The sequence below is a fragment of the Ligilactobacillus sp. ESL1201 genome, assembly GCF_058503265.1.
Window position 1 is genome coordinate 800,922 of sequence record NZ_CP196362.1, and the last position, 14,730, is coordinate 815,651.

Consider the following 14,730-nt stretch of genomic DNA (forward strand, 5'->3'; position numbering starts at 1 on the left):
GGCGGTGAGATGCAAGCAAAATTAGCACAACAAGCTGCTCTGATTTCCGCGTACGCTAAGCAAACGGCCGAACCCGCGTGGTTTACCAAAATGCGTTTGGCGGCCTTGGATCAAAGTGAAAAACTGGCATTACCTAAATTTCCGAAGATCAATTACCGTGACTGGCCCTTAGACGTCACGTTAGCAACTTCGAGTTCTGTCCAAGAGCCGCAGTTGCCTAGCCAAGCCGATGTTGTTCAGGTGGGTGCTAAGATCGTCCAGCAGGTACAGTTAAGCGAATTTACCCACCAAGGGGTGATCGTATGTGACTGGCAAACAGCACTAGCCGAACACGCTGATTTGGTCCAGCGTTATTTTATGCAGGTACAACAAACGAATGCTAACCGCTTAAACGCCGCACACGTAGCGTACCTGACGGGAGGGCTGTTTATCTACGTTCCCCGTAACGTGGTGCTCAAACACCCACTGACGGTCGATTTGTGGCAAGATGCCCGCCAAAGCGCCGATTATGTCCATCACGTATTGTTAGTAGCTGAGCCCAACAGCGAGATTTCCTACCTGGAAAACCGGGGCACGCTCGGAAACATGCAGAGTACTGCAAATATTAGCGTAGAAGTGATTGCCGGTGAAAACAGCCGTGTAAAATTTGCGAGTGCGGATCATTTAGGGCAAAATACGACCGTTTATCTGAGTAGGCAAGGGTACCTAGCCGACCACGCACACATTAACTGGTCGTTTGGCATGTTAAATGACGGGCATGTGTTAGCGGACTTTAATTCCGAACTGAAGGGTGAGGATTCGCACGCCAATGTTAAAGTGATCGCACTAGCGACCGGCGAGCAGGTGCAAGGGATCAATACTAAAGTTGTCAATTACGGGCAACATTCTAGCGGTGATATTTTACAACACGGGGTGATCTTGTCTCGTTCTAGTCTGATTTTTAACGGGATCGGTCATATTATACACGGGGCTAAGGGAGCCAACGCGCAGCAGGAAAACCGCGTATTGATGCTTTCGACTGAGGCGCGCGGGGACGCCAACCCCATTTTACTGATCGACGATAACGACGTAGTTGCTGGTCACGCCGCTAGTGTCGGGCGTGTTGACCAGGAACAGTTGTATTACTTGATGAGTCGGGGGTTGTCCCGGAAGTTAGCCGAGCGTTTGGTGATCCGCGGCTTTTTGGGACCCGTTTTAGCAGAAGTCCCGGCTAAAGAGGTCCGCCAGCTGTTATTAAAAACGATTGCTGCTAAATTAGTCAAGGGGCAAAAAGATGAATGAGATCAAAGCAGATTTTCCAATTTTACAAGAAAAAATCAACGATGAACCATTAGTATACCTAGATAATGCGGCGACTACCCAAAAGCCACTGGCCGTTTTAAACGCGCTTGAGCATTATTATCGTCACGACAACGCTAATGTTTATCGCGGTGTTCATACCTTAGCCCAAAGAGCGACCGCGCAGTACGAAGCTGTGCGCCAAAAAGTAGCTGATTTTATCGGTAACCAGGATCCTAGTGAGATCGTCTATACCAAAGGGACGACGGAAGCGTTAAACTGGATCGCACATAGTTACGGTAAAGCAGTGTTGCAACCGGGAGACACGATCGTACTTTCATACATGGAGCATCACAGTAATATCGTACCGTGGCAACAGATTGCCACCCAGACTGGGGCGCAGTTAAAATACATTGATCTACTGCCAGATGGTCGCCTGGATTTGGCTAGTGCCCGTAAAATGATCACTCCTGAAACTAAGATCGTGTCGTTGTGTCATGCTTCAAACGTTTTAGGGGTGGTAAATCCGATCGCCCAGATCACAGAATTAGCCCACCAAAACGGTGCTACCATGGTAGTTGATGGGACCCAAGCAGTTCCCCATTTTCCGGTGAATGTCTTGGAACTGGGTGCAGATTTTTATACTTTTTCCGGACATAAAATGTTAGGCCCAACGGGGATCGGCGTTTTATGGGGCAAAAAGGAGCTGTTGCAGCAAATGGAGCCCCTAGAATTTGGCGGCGAGATGATCTCGACCGTGGGTTTGACGCAGACCGATTTTAAACCCGTTCCTTATAAATTTGAGGGAGGGACCCAAAACATTGCGGGGGTGGTCGGTTTAGGAGCCGCACTCGACTACTTAAACCAAATCGGCTTAGCTAATATCGCCGCACAAGAAGAACAGCTCGTCGAGTACTTACTGCCACGAATGCAAAAGATTGAGGGACTCGAAATTTACGGGCCATTAGTTCCAAAACAGCGTACGGGAATTATTTCGTTTAACATTGCTGGTATTCATCCCCATGACTTGGCGACTGCCCTTGACATGGAGGGGATCGCGATTCGCGCGGGTCACCACTGTGCCCAGCCGCTGATGCGGTATTTGGGTATCTCCGCGACGGCACGGGCTAGTTTTTATTTATACAATTCACTAGAAGACGCAGACCGGCTGTTAAGTGGTATTCAGGAGGCAAAGGAGTTTTTCGCTAATGGCGTTGAGTAAGCTAAATAATTTATACCGACAAGTAATCTTAGAACACGCCCAAAATCCCCATAATTACGGGGCTTTAAAAGACGCGCAAAAACAATTAGAGCTCAAAAATCCGACCTGTGGTGACGTGTTGACCGTCCAACTGAGTTTAGATTCCACTGGTCGCGTCGCTCAAGTTGGTTATTTTGGGGAAGGTTGTACGATCTCACAGGCTTCCGCTTCGATCATGACCGATCAGATCAAAGGCAAGACCCCTGCGCAGATCGAAAGCTTAGTTTTAGCTTTTTCCGATTTGGTGATGGGTAAGGAAACTGCGACTAAAGATTTAGGTGAGGCCGCAGTTTTTGCGGGAGTTTCCCAGTTTCCGGCCCGGATCAAATGTGCAACGTTAGCGTGGAAAGCAGTTTACCAAGCACTTGAGGAGGATGAAAAATGAGTAACGCAAGTCCAATCCCTGATTCCGAGTATAAATATGGGTTTAAAGACCAGATCAAGCCACTGTTGACGACCGGCGAAGGGCTGACAGAAGAGATCGTGCGCCAAATTTCGGCGGCTAAAAACGAACCACAATGGATGCTTGATTTTCGCTTACAGGCTTATCAGATCTACCAGAAATTACCAATGCCTAAGTTTGGCCCGGACCTGTCTGCACTCAATTTTGATAAGATCAACTATTTCCGGCGGGATGCCGCTAAGGTGGCCCGCGATTGGTCAGATGTTCCGGAAAAAATCAAAAAAACTTTCGACCGGTTAGGGGTGCCACAAGCGGAACGTAAGTATCTAGCTGGTTCTTCGGCACAATATGAATCCGAGGTAGTTTATCATAATATGCGCCAACAATTTGCGCAAACGGGGATCGTTTTTATGGATACCGATTCGGCGGTGCAGGAATATCCGGAGTTAGTGCGTCAGTATTTTGGTAAATTAGTAGCACCGACCGACAACAAAATGGCGGCACTCAATTCCGCCGTCTGGTCGGGGGGCACTTTCATTTACGTACCTAAGGGTGTCAAAGTAACGACGCCGATTCAGAGTTATTTTCGGATCAACGCGGGAAATTCGGGGCAATTTGAACGAACGCTGATCATCGTCGACGAAGGTGCGAGCGTCAATTACGTCGAGGGTTGTACGGCGCCCAATTATTCACAGGATAGTTTGCACGCTGCGGTCGTTGAGGTCAACGTATTGCCTAACGCTTACTGCCGTTATACGACGATCCAAAATTGGTCCGATAATGTCTACAGTTTGGAAACAAAACGCGCCCAAGCACTGGAAAACGCGACGATGGAATGGGTCGATGGTAATTTAGGCTCTAAAGTCACAATGAAATACCCGAGCGTTTATTTAAACGGGCAGGGGGCACGGGGAACGATGCTGTCGATCGCTTTTGCGGGCAAGGATATTCGTTCCGATACCGGTGCCCGGATGCTGCATAACGCGAAAAACACCTCGTCTTCGATCGTTTCTAAGTCGTTGTGTAAGGATGGCGGTAGCGTTGATTATCGCGGGCAGGTGCGTTTTGGTAGGGAAAGTGATGGTTCACTAGCACACGTGGAGTGTGACACGATCATCATGGACGAAAAATCCACCAGCGATACGATTCCGATGAACGAGATTTTAAACGGCAACGTTTCGATGGAACACGAAGCCAAGGTTTCTAAGATTTCAGAAGAGCAGCTGTATTACTTGATGAGTCGGGGAATTTCGGAGGAAAAGGCAACTGAGATGATCGTCATGGGTTTTGTCGAGCCGTTTACTAAGGAATTACCGATGGAATATGCGGTGGAATTAAACCGACTGATCAATTTCCAAATGGAAGGCTCGGTCGGATAGCAATGGCAAAAGTTCCTGAAACTGTGGCAGAATTCAAGCAAACTTACTATTATAAAACTGATTTAATTAAAATGTGTCGGAAGTTACATTTACCCACAAGAGGAACCAAAGCCGAGCTTAATTCGTATCTAATTCAGTTTTTATCAGGTGTGCCCGCTGCTCAAATCAACCCAGCACGTTCTTCTTTAAAGCATGCAAATGCAACATTACGTGCGGCGGACATCACCTTGGAAACTAAAGTGGTAGATTCAGGTTTTTCTTTTAATGATGAAGCCCGCCAATTTTTGGCACAGTATTTTGGTGTTACTAAGTTCTCCTTTAACAAGGAGATGGCAATTGTTAAACGGCAAGCCGAACAAGTTAATGATACTGAACTAACGGTTGGCGCATTGCTCGAACGGGCTGATTTACTAAAAGCGCAAAATCTGACTGAAATGGCTGAGGAGCAAACTTATCAGTGGAATAATTTTGTGCGGGCATTTTTTGCCGATGAAACAACTAAAAAGTACCAAGAGCGCTTAAAGGTCGCTAGTATTTTGTGGCAGAAGGTACGGGACTCGAATTTGGTCAAAGAATACAGTAGCAAGTTACTAAAAGACCATGCGGTGGAACTAACGGATTACCTGAAGTAGGTAAATATTTTGGTAAAAGCACGTTGGTGGAAAGACTTGAAGATAAAAAATTGTCAATCGTTTTTGAAAATGTCTCAAAAAAATATAAACATTAGCGAGTAATTAGCGCTCAAGCCGCTGGGCTATCTCCCTCTGAAAAAAGGGGATGCTCAGCTTTTTTGTCAGTCGAAATGGTTGCCTAACACACCGCCTCACAGAAGGTCAAGGGTAAAATAAACGGCTACGCCGCCCTTGACCTCTGTAAGGCGATGTGTTGCTTTAATCTGAGTCGACCGACGAAAAAAGCTGTGCTAAGCGTAGCGCTCCTGTTCAAATTCTGCTTGTGTGATCCCGCGTTTAGCTAAATAGCGGTTAAAACTGGCTGCTTTCCAGGGATGCGAGAGCGGTGGAATGTAATTTCTTTTCGCTTTTTGTTTTTGAGGTACGGCGTCGAATTCCTGGGATCGTAACTCATGTGCCGCTAAGCGACGCACACGATATAAACCTTCAGCGATCGAAGCGTACAATTCACCGTCAAAGGCTTTGATAACCAACACCTCTGTCCCACGTTGAAAATAAACTCCTTTTCCAGTCGATGTGACCGGTAAATAAGCCTGTTTATGGAATGAAAAGTGATTACCTGTATTGATCTTACGAGTAGTTAAAGTGCCCAAAATTAGATTTAATTTAGTCGTTACGGGTGCTTTTTCCATCACTGATGTGGTATCATTTATCGGTAGGGCAAACTGCGCATTGTATCTTTCGATGTAGGAATCTAGGAATACATTGGCCGCAGCTAGCGTAGCTACTTGATGAATACGTAATTCAGTGATTAGGCGAGATTGTAGCGTTTCAAAGAGACGCTCAACTCGCCCTTTTGCTTGTGGAATAGAACTGGTCGAAATCTTAGTTCCAAGTTGTTGACAAGCATAACCAAATTGCGTAAAAGTATCATTTTCAACCTGTTTTTGGTGTTTGCGTTGATATTCAAATACCGTTCGCCGATCACTGAAAAATTCATATGGAATGCCATAATTGGTTAGGATCTGATGGTAAACGTGGTAGTAACCCTTGAGGGTTTCTTGATGATCGAAGTAAGCACCAACGATAGTTCCAGTTGCGTCATCAATTGCCACGTGTAAATGACTTTTTTGCTTGCCAAACCATAAGTGGTCACTAGCGTCAATTTGGATTAATTCACCAAAATATTTTTTACGTGGGCGACTAGGGTGAGTTTCTCCTGGAATTAAAATTTTATCTGATTTAGCGACTGTTTTAGTTTTCATAGCTTGTTTTCGGAGCTTTTCTCGGTGCAGTCGTTTGGTTCGCCGATGAGCCTTAGGCGATAAAATATTCGCTTGTTTTAAGATATTAGCGATTGTTGACCGACTGAATTTAAGGTCTTCATGTTCGGCTAATAATTCCGTAAAATGAGTGAAATTAGCGCCGACGTATTTTGTTTGATACAGTTCAACGATAGTTGAACATGTTGTTTGGGAAAGTGCGTGCTTGGGCTTTTTCAAACGATTTTGGTGAATAAAAGCTGATTTACCAATTGTTCTGTAACGGACAAGTAACCGATCGATCTGACGTCTGGTTACCCCTAGTTGAACCTCAGCTCTAGTTTTAGGCATTTTACCTTCAGCTACGTTTTTGATAATTCGATATTTGTGTGCTTCTTTCATCGTTAAGTAAACCTTTCTCATAAGATCCTCCGCTGTATAATTTGCCTAATATTTTGGCAGAAGCGGAGGAATTTTTCTAGTTATTTGAGACATTTTCTCGTGTGATTACTTAAGACATTATCAGATGTGAATGACACTTGAAGATAAAAAATTTGCTAAGAAGAGCTATTTTTGGTATAATATTTTTTGTCTTGGAGAGTTGGCAGAGTGGTAATGCACCGGACTCGAAATCCGGCGAACCGGCTAATACCGGCGCGCAGGTTCAAATCCTGTACTCTCCTTATTTAATGGTTTTAAATAAATGCTAAAAGCCTGTAATTGCTGATATTACAGGCTTTTTATTTTTGATTAAAGGCAAAAAATAAAGGCCGTGTGCACAAATATGATCCTATACTAGAGAGTGGTGAACAAAAAATCAACGCTTGTTTTTCAATATAGTAATTAGTTAAAATTAAGTTGACCTGTGCACTAAAATAAAAAACTCAAGAACCACAAGCGTTCAAGAGTTTATTTCTTATTTACCGGATTAAAGTTTTAAGTAAATTCCACTTGCTAAAACGAACACGCCACTTACGAGCAACAGGTACGCTAGGAATTCTTGGCCGGTGGTTTTGGCCACCTTGAATAGCAACTTAGATTTCTAAAACGGCCTTGCCATCTTTGACTAGCGCCAACATTTCTTCTGCCATCGTCCCGTATTTGTGGGTACTATGAGTTTCATTGTAGTTCATAATGTCTAAGGCGCATAAGAAAAGTAGGACTTGCTGCAGATTGATTTGCGGGATTTCAAAAGCGACTAACGATTCGTAACCCGCTAAAAAGCTTTTGCGCAGCGTTTTGTCTTTGACTTCATTGAAAAAGAACTTGATGAAATCTTCGTACTGACACCCTAAATGAGCCCATTCAAAATCGATCAGTAGGTAATTTTCCTGATAATACATAATGTTGTGGGCACTAAAATCACCGTGTAATACTACTTTTTTTAACTGATCATATTCCATTTGTGCACTTTCTAGCCGTGGTTGAATGGCGGGGAGCACCGCCCGTGCTGCCTGTGAGTGCTGTGGGCTTTTGAATCCTGCCAGCCTATGTTCAATCCGTTGAGACAAAAGAGACTCGTCGTTAGGGACCGCAACTTGATTAGTTAGCTTTTGGTGAAATTCCGCTAACAAGCGCCCGAATAAGTAAACTTGTTCCGCCGTAAAATGATGTTCGTCAATGTCTTCCATTTCACGGTCACGTAAGACGACGACGTAATGGTCGCCTAAAATCACCGTGCTCAGCAAAATATCGGGATAATAAACTTGATTGACGTGCTGTTCTGCATAAAACATGTCACGGTTATTAAAAACCTTGATGAATAAATTTGTCTGGTAAAACTGACTGTAACCGGTCAAATGGAGGTTCCCCGCACCGGTATGAGTTTGCTGGAGGTCCGCTTGATAATAATCATTTAAAAATGCGATTAGTTCCTTCACTCTTTCACCTCAAATCCAATTAACTACTTTAATAGTACGTTAAAATTAAGTGACACGCAAGAAAAGAGCGGGTGCTTGATTAACTATTAGTCCAGCAAAAAAGACTTGAAACCGGTAAGTTTCAAGTCTTTTAGTAGCATTAATTGGCTTAGCCTAATTGGTTGTAGTATTCAACGATTAGAGCTTCGTCAATATTAGCATCTAGTTCTTCACGTTCAGGTAACCGAACCAACGTGCCTTCCATTTTGTTATCATCGAAAGAAACAAATGGTGCACGACCGACAACGGCTTCCAAAGCGTCTTTAATGATTTGCAAGTTCTTGGAACGTTCACGCAAAGAGATCACTTGGCCTGGAGTTACTTCGTAAGAAGGAATGTCAACTCGTTTGCCATCAACCTTGATGTGACCGTGGTTAACTAACTGACGAGCTTGACGTCTGGTAGTAGCTAAACCTAAACGGTAAACGATGTTGTCTAAACGACGTTCGAGCAAGATCATAAAGTTGTCACCGTGTTTACCTTCGCGAATTTTGCTGGCCTTAACGAATAAGTTAGCAAATTGGCGTTCGGATAAACCGTATGTCATTCTTAACTTTTGTTTTTCTTGCAGCTGTAAACCGTATTCGGAAAGTTTCCGGCGGTTGTTTTGACCGTGTTGACCCGGGGCGTAAGGACGACGAGCTAATTCTTTACCTGTACCCGAAAGTGAAACGCCTAAACGACGGGAAATTTTCCATGATGGACCTGTATAACGCATAATAAAATTCCTCCAATATTTTTTTGGAGTAAAATAATCCGTTACAAGCTTAGTATTCGTGCAGTTGCTTTTGGGGCGTTCGCTTTTGCAGCCGAAAAGTTACTAACTTAACCAGATGGGCAACCAACTGTTGACGTGCTTACCGCTTGTTGCTGCATTATTTTACACACTGCTAAACTTAACAGTTTGTAAGTGTTAAGTCAAGTTTTACGACAGATAATGTCATTCACATCTGATAATGTCTTAAGTAATCACACGATAAAATATTACAAATAATTCTTGAGTGACTGCCAGTCTTGAGCAATCACCGGAGCTAATTTACGGTTATAAAAAATCGCAGCGGGGTGGTAGGTCAAAAACACCCGATATTTTGGACGCGACCACACGTAGCCGTCTTGTTTTTCGTTGAGTTGTAAAATCGGTTGGGAGGTTAAAATTCGTCCGTGTTCCTGGCTGATACTATGGCCGCTACCCAACAAGCGTCTCATGGCCGTGTCGCCTAAAGCCACGATCGTTTGGGGCTGCGCCCAACTGACCTCGTAATCGAAAAACGGTGCCTGGGCCAAAATTTCTTTTTGCGTCGGTTTACGGTTAGGGTATTTGACTTCGGTAACGCCAGTTTTGGGGTTAAGTGTTTTTTTGATCCCATACGGCCGACTGCGGACGACACTGGTGATGTAAACGTCCGTGCGCGTCAGGCCAATCAACGCTAGCGATTTCATCAACTCTTGTCCCGAACGACCGTGGAAGGGAATGTGAGTTTCGATTTCGTCACGACCGGGCGCTTCACCGACGAGCATTAAAGCGGGGTGTTTGGGACCGGCACCGGCATTTAGTCCTTCAAGGCGGAACCCGGCGCTTCTTTTGGCGACGGCTGTAATCAATTCTTGGGGATACTTCATGATGACACGGGCTTTCTGGATAAATTAAAGGTGTTGGAGCAATACGGCACAAAATTCGCTAAGTTCTTGTTGGTCTGCGGCGCTAAAACGGTTGAGTCGCGGAGAATCAAGGTCTAACACACCGAGGCGGTGGTGTGTTTTAGTCAGCGGGATGACGAGTTCTGAGTTACTGTGACTGTCGCAAGCGATGTGACCGCTAAACTGGTGGACGTCTGCTACTCGCTGAATTTCCTGGGTAACAAATGCGGTGCCGCACACGCCTTGTCCGAGTTTGATGTGCATACAAGCGACTTGCCCTTGAAAGGGTCCGAGGTCAAGTTGGCGGGTATTTTCATTAAATAGGTAAAAACCGGCCCAGTTTAATGCGGGAACGTTCGTGAAAAGGAGGGCACAGGCGTTGGCTAAATTAGCGATCCGCTCGTGTTCTGCAGTTAATAGTGCGTCTAGTTGTTGTGCAAGTAAATATTTAGGCATTGAAAATTCCTTTCTTAGCGGTATCGTAATAGAGAATTGATATGTTATAATGATAAAGATTGTAATAATTTAATTTTGAATACTAGTTAAAAGCTTAACTTGTAGGTTGCTAATTTGCAAGTTAAGGACTGAAGAGGGGATTGGATGATATTTTTTTTAGGTGCAGTTGTTATCATTGCAGTAGTGGTCTGTGGTGGGTTGTTGAGTACTAAGCAACGTTACCATACTTTACTATTACACCAGCAAGATAGCGTCCAAAGTATTGTTCAAAGTTCCTTAGAATTTAATGAGCTCCCACAGCTTTCGGGAAAAAGTCTAAGGGAATTTAAGGCGTTAAAACAGGAATACGTTTATTTAAATAACCACCAATTACCCGCACTGACGGAAGAATTGAACTCCGTGGCCGTCGAATTAGAGCACAATCGGGTCTGGGGCGTAGCACAACGGCTGCAGCTGATCGAGATGAGATTAGAGGCGGCTACTTCTCGCTACGAGCTGGCGAGTGCGGGTTTGACCAAGTTACAGCAAGCTACGGAAAAATATACGAGTTCCCTGCAAGATATTACGAAAAGATACCAGGCTTTACGTAAAGTGTTGTTAGCAAAACACGAGGCGTTTGGCACCAGTTTGGACCAGTTAGAAACGTCCGCGGCTCAAGTTGAAGATGATATTAAGGCGTACCAAGATTTTGCGACTGCCGGCGATTTTGCCAGTGCCGATGCGTTGTTAGTTAAATTAAATACCAACACGCAACGGTTGGAAAATTTGACGACTCAGATCCCACCACTATTTAACCAACTGACTGCCGTTTTCCCTCCCCAGTTGAAGGAGTTAACTGCTGCTGTGGAGCAAATGACGGCCACGGGCTACGCGTTTGCGACGGATCTAACGGCGAAATTACAGGAACTAAAAAATCAGCGCGACCAAGCACAAGCTGACTTACAGGAGTTAAAAATTACACCGGTGATCACGACTAACGAACAGCTGGCCGCACAGATCGATCAGGTTTACGAACAGCTTGAAGTGGAGTATACCGCTAGACAAAAAATCAAGCCGTGGTACCGTCGAATCGGCAAGTTTTTGGCACACGCGCAACAACACCAACTCAATTTGACGCAAGAACTGACGCGGTTGGCGCAAAACTACACGTTAAACCACGATGAACAAGGACAAGCTGTCGTTTTGGATCAGCAGCTGGCTAAAATCGACCAGTCTTACACGGAAATTGCTGCTAGTAAAGATCATTTGCTGTATTCAGCTACCTTGCAGCAATTACGGCAAAACGACACGCAGTTATTGCAGATCGAAAAAAAGCAAAAAGAACTTAGTGAAAGCGTTGCGGGCTTATGGCAAGAAGAAAGTGAGGCCCAGCAAGCGGTGGTCAAATTTGACCGGCAGATCCACCTGATCAAACGTGAGTTGGAAAAATTAAACCTGCCGGGGTTGGCTGCTGATTATACCGATTTTTTCTATCAGGTCAGCGATGATATCAAACGGTTAGACCAAGACCTTAACCAAAAAAAGATCGACATGCAAACTATTACTGCTGAGATGAAGGGTACTAAAAATGACATGGAACTTTTAACCCAGAAAGCAGATGAAATTAAAGAGTACGTTTCTTTAGCCGAACAACTCTTGCAGTATTCCAATCGTTACCGCAATGATTACCCGGAGATCCAGCAAGCCTACCAGTATGCCTACCAGCAATTTAGTGAGAAATACGACTATTTAGGCGCGGTCGACACGATCTCTGAGGCCTTAGATGCCGTGGAACCGGGAGCACCGCAACGGATCGCTACACAACTGCAACAGGACCGGCAGGCGCAAAGATAGCGCTCGACCATTATTTAGGTGTAAAATTTATTTTGCTGTGATTTTTAATAGTCGGCAAAATTCAATAAGAGGGATATTATGATTTATTTTGATAATAGTGCGACGACCAAGGTTGCGCCAGCCGTGTTGGATACCTACGTACAGGTCAGCCAACAGATCTGGGGCAATCCTTCTTCTTTGCACGGTTTAGGGGAAACGGCAACTAATTTATTGGAACAGTCGCGGGCGCAGATCGCTAAGCTGATCGGCTGTCAGCCAAACGAAATCTTCTTTACCAGCGGTGGTACTGAAGGAGATAATTGGATCATCAAGGGTACCGCGTTACAAAAAAGACAGTTTGGTAAGCACCTCATCACTAGTTCGGTCGAGCATCCGGCGGTATTGAACACAATGGCACAGTTAGAACAGCTGGGTTTTGAGGTTACCTATTTGCCGGTAGATCAAAACGGTCAGGTCAGTGCGGCCGATTTACAAGCGGCACTGCGTCCGGACACGATTTTAGTTTCGATCATGGCGGTCAATAATGAGATTGGGGCGATCCAACCGCTGAACCAACTGGCTACGGTATTACAAGCACATCCGCGGATCCACTTTCATGTCGATGCCGTTCAGGCGGTAGGCAAGGGTTTAAGCGAACTTTTGACTAATAAGCGGATCGATTTTTTGACCTTTTCGGGCCACAAATTTCATGCTCCGCGGGGCATCGGCTTCGTTTATCAAAAACAAGGACGGATGATAGCGCCGCTGATGACCGGTGGTGGTCAGGAGAAAAATCAGCGCAGCGGAACGGAAAACCTGCCGGCAATCGCGGGAATGGCTAAAGCTTTACGGCTAACGCTGACCGACGAACAACAAAAAGTAGCTCGTCAGCGCCAGATTAAGCAAAAAATTTACAATCATTTAAAGGGATTGCCACACGTAACTATTTTCTCGCAACCAACGGCTGATTTTGCGGCACATATTTTATGTTTTGCAATTGCTGGGGTCCGCGGAGAAACGGTAGTTCATGCCTTTGAAGAACACGGGATCTACCTGTCGACTACGAGTGCGTGCTCGTCTAAAAAAGGAGTGATCTCTGGGACGTTACAGGCGATGAAGATCGCACCAGAGATTGCTACGTCTGCGGTGCGCATTAGTTTGGATGAAAGTAATACCTTGGAACAAGCCAACCAGTTTATTACGGCTTTTGACCAGATCTACCGGCGTTTTGCCACAATTTTTACGGGGAAGGATTAAGTTAAGAAAATGGATTATACAGAAATTATGGTACGCTACGGCGAATTGTCGACGAAAGGGAAGAATCGGCGCAGCTTCGTCGACCGTTTAGCGACTAACGTGCGTCAAGCATTAAAGCCGTACAGCGAACTGGAGATCACGTCGCACCGCGACAGGATGCACATTAAACTCAACGGTACCGATTATAACGAGGTCATGGACCGGCTGAAAAAAATCTTTGGCATTCAAAGTTTTGCGCCCAGCGTGCGGGTCGAACGCGACGTTGCTCAGGTCAAAGAAGCGGTGATCGCGATGGTCGCCCAAGTTTACCACCCCCAAATGACTTTTAAAATCAACACCAGAAGATCGGACCACCATTTTGAACTGGACACTAACCAGTTAAACGACGTTTTAGGCGGTTGTGTCTTGGAGAATTTTGACCAGATCAGCGTCAAAATGAAAGCTCCGGACTTAACGATCCGAGTTGAAGTTCGCGCGGACGGGATTTATCTTTCCCACGAACAAATTTTGGGTGCTGGCGGTTTGCCGGTCGGCACTGCCGGAAAAGGCATGCTGATGTTGTCGGGTGGCATCGATTCGCCGGTGGCGGGTTATTTGGCACTGAAACGGGGGGTAGACTTAGAAATGGTGCATTTCTTTAGTCCTCCTTATACCAGCGAGCAAGCCTTAAATAAAGCGAAGGAACTGACCGCTAAGTTAGCGAGCTATAGCGGCAGGATCAGATTTATCGCGGTTCCGTTTGCTGAGATCCAAGAAACGATCAAAAAAGAAGTGCCAGCTAGTTATTTAATGACTGTGCAACGTCGGTTGATGTTACGTTTAGCCGTGGCAGTGGCACATAAAAGACACGGGCTAGCTATTTTTAACGGCGAGTCGTTGGGCCAAGTAGCGTCCCAAACGATGGAAAGCATGGCGGCGATCAACGACGTAACTACCATGCCAGTTTTGCGGCCGGTGGTTTCACTGGATAAAAATGAGATCATCAAAATTGCCGAGCAGATCGATACTTTTGAGTTGTCGATCAAACCGTACGAGGATTGTTGTACGATCTTTGCCCCGACGGCACCTAAGACTAAACCGCGGATCGACCGGGCCCGGGAATTTGAGGATAAATTAGATGTTGCCGGGCTGATGCAACGTGCCTTAGATAAGATCGAAATTACGGAGATCCACAGTAACGATCACTTTTTAAACGCCCAAGAAGAATCATTTGCACAATTACTATAAAAGGCTTGACGGCGACGCTATTGGCGGCTAAGATATATTTAATAAGCTGTGAACAAGAGGAGTAATTGGAGGCTTTTGCAGAGAGAAACGGGTGGGTGTGACGTTTCAAAGTGCCAGTTGCGGGTAGCTTGGGAGCTGTTAACTTGAATTTAGTAAAGATAACCGGAGTGATCCGTTAGCAATTAAGTGGGGTTAAAAGCCCAATT

At 45.2% G+C, this 14,730-nt stretch carries 13 protein-coding genes, 1 tRNA gene and 1 other annotated feature (1 of these 15 cut by a window edge); of the genes, 9 read left to right on the forward strand and 5 right to left on the reverse strand.

The window, feature by feature from the left end; all coding sequences use genetic code 11:
* Positions 1-9 precede the first annotated feature (9 nt).
* Genes sufD through ACSYSK_RS04155 form a run of 5 tightly spaced genes read left to right on the forward strand, consistent with a single transcriptional unit; the run spans position 10 to position 4,953 of the window.
* Positions 10-1,281 carry a Fe-S cluster assembly protein SufD gene (sufD, locus tag ACSYSK_RS04135; RefSeq protein WP_491715644.1) on the forward strand — a complete coding sequence of 424 codons (1,272 nt, stop codon included), beginning with the start codon at positions 10-12 and terminating at the stop codon, positions 1,279-1,281.
* Positions 1,274-2,500, forward strand: coding sequence for a cysteine desulfurase (locus ACSYSK_RS04140; protein ID WP_491715645.1), 1,227 nt, complete (start codon positions 1,274-1,276; stop codon positions 2,498-2,500). Before sufD ends, ACSYSK_RS04140 begins: the two co-directional genes overlap by 8 nt.
* On the forward strand, positions 2,487-2,924 hold the full coding sequence (gene sufU, locus ACSYSK_RS04145) for a Fe-S cluster assembly sulfur transfer protein SufU (protein ID WP_491715646.1): 438 nt from the start codon (positions 2,487-2,489) through the stop codon (positions 2,922-2,924). Before ACSYSK_RS04140 ends, sufU begins: the two co-directional genes overlap by 14 nt.
* Positions 2,921-4,321 (forward strand): Fe-S cluster assembly protein SufB, encoded by a 1,401-nt coding sequence (gene sufB, locus ACSYSK_RS04150; RefSeq protein WP_491715647.1) that lies wholly within the window; start codon positions 2,921-2,923, stop codon positions 4,319-4,321. Before sufU ends, sufB begins: the two co-directional genes overlap by 4 nt.
* A gap of 2 nt (positions 4,322-4,323) precedes the next feature.
* Positions 4,324-4,953 (forward strand): SAP domain-containing protein, encoded by a 630-nt coding sequence (locus ACSYSK_RS04155; RefSeq protein WP_491715648.1) that lies wholly within the window; start codon positions 4,324-4,326, stop codon positions 4,951-4,953.
* Positions 4,954-5,243: 290 nt separating this feature from the next.
* Here ACSYSK_RS04155 and ACSYSK_RS04160 read toward each other — a convergent pair whose 3' ends face one another.
* Entirely contained in the window at positions 5,244-6,617 is a 1,374-nt protein-coding gene (locus ACSYSK_RS04160) for an ISNCY family transposase (RefSeq protein WP_491715856.1), read from the reverse strand.
* Positions 6,618-6,810: 193 nt separating this feature from the next.
* Between ACSYSK_RS04160 and ACSYSK_RS04165 the strand changes: the two genes are divergently transcribed.
* Positions 6,811-6,898: transfer RNA gene (locus ACSYSK_RS04165), tRNA-Ser, on the forward strand.
* Positions 6,899-7,249: 351 nt separating this feature from the next.
* Here ACSYSK_RS04165 and ACSYSK_RS04170 read toward each other — a convergent pair.
* From ACSYSK_RS04170 to ACSYSK_RS04185, 4 genes are all read right to left on the reverse strand, one after another.
* Entirely contained in the window at positions 7,250-8,095 is an 846-nt protein-coding gene (locus ACSYSK_RS04170) for a phosphotransferase (RefSeq protein WP_491715649.1), read from the reverse strand.
* A gap of 148 nt (positions 8,096-8,243) precedes the next feature.
* On the reverse strand, positions 8,244-8,855 hold the full coding sequence (rpsD, locus tag ACSYSK_RS04175; protein WP_491715857.1) for a 30S ribosomal protein S4: 612 nt from the start codon (positions 8,853-8,855) through the stop codon (positions 8,244-8,246).
* A 263-nt stretch (positions 8,856-9,118) separates the two neighbouring features.
* A complete protein-coding gene (locus ACSYSK_RS04180; RefSeq protein ID WP_491715650.1) occupies positions 9,119-9,754 on the reverse strand; it encodes a uracil-DNA glycosylase in 636 nt (211 codons plus the stop codon).
* A gap of 24 nt (positions 9,755-9,778) precedes the next feature.
* Complete coding sequence (locus ACSYSK_RS04185; protein WP_491715651.1) at positions 9,779-10,228, reverse strand: GAF domain-containing protein; 450 nt, start codon at positions 10,226-10,228, stop codon at positions 9,779-9,781.
* A gap of 144 nt (positions 10,229-10,372) precedes the next feature.
* On the opposite strand from ACSYSK_RS04185, the gene ACSYSK_RS04190 reads away from it, so the two are divergent.
* The 3 genes from ACSYSK_RS04190 (at position 10,373) to thiI (ending at position 14,524) form a co-directional block, all read left to right on the forward strand.
* The gene (locus ACSYSK_RS04190) at positions 10,373-12,061 is read left to right on the forward strand and encodes a septation ring formation regulator EzrA (protein ID WP_491715652.1); all 1,689 of its coding nucleotides are present in this window, start codon (positions 10,373-10,375) and stop codon (positions 12,059-12,061) included.
* 78 nt (positions 12,062-12,139) lie between these two features.
* Entirely contained in the window at positions 12,140-13,297 is a 1,158-nt protein-coding gene (locus tag ACSYSK_RS04195) for a cysteine desulfurase family protein (protein WP_491715653.1), read from the forward strand.
* Between the two features lie 9 nt (positions 13,298-13,306).
* Positions 13,307-14,524, forward strand: a complete 1,218-nt coding sequence (gene thiI, locus ACSYSK_RS04200; RefSeq protein ID WP_491715654.1) for a tRNA uracil 4-sulfurtransferase ThiI — start codon at positions 13,307-13,309, stop codon at positions 14,522-14,524.
* A gap of 39 nt (positions 14,525-14,563) precedes the next feature.
* Positions 14,564-14,730: a binding site (T-box leader), on the forward strand (it continues 31 nt past the right edge of the window).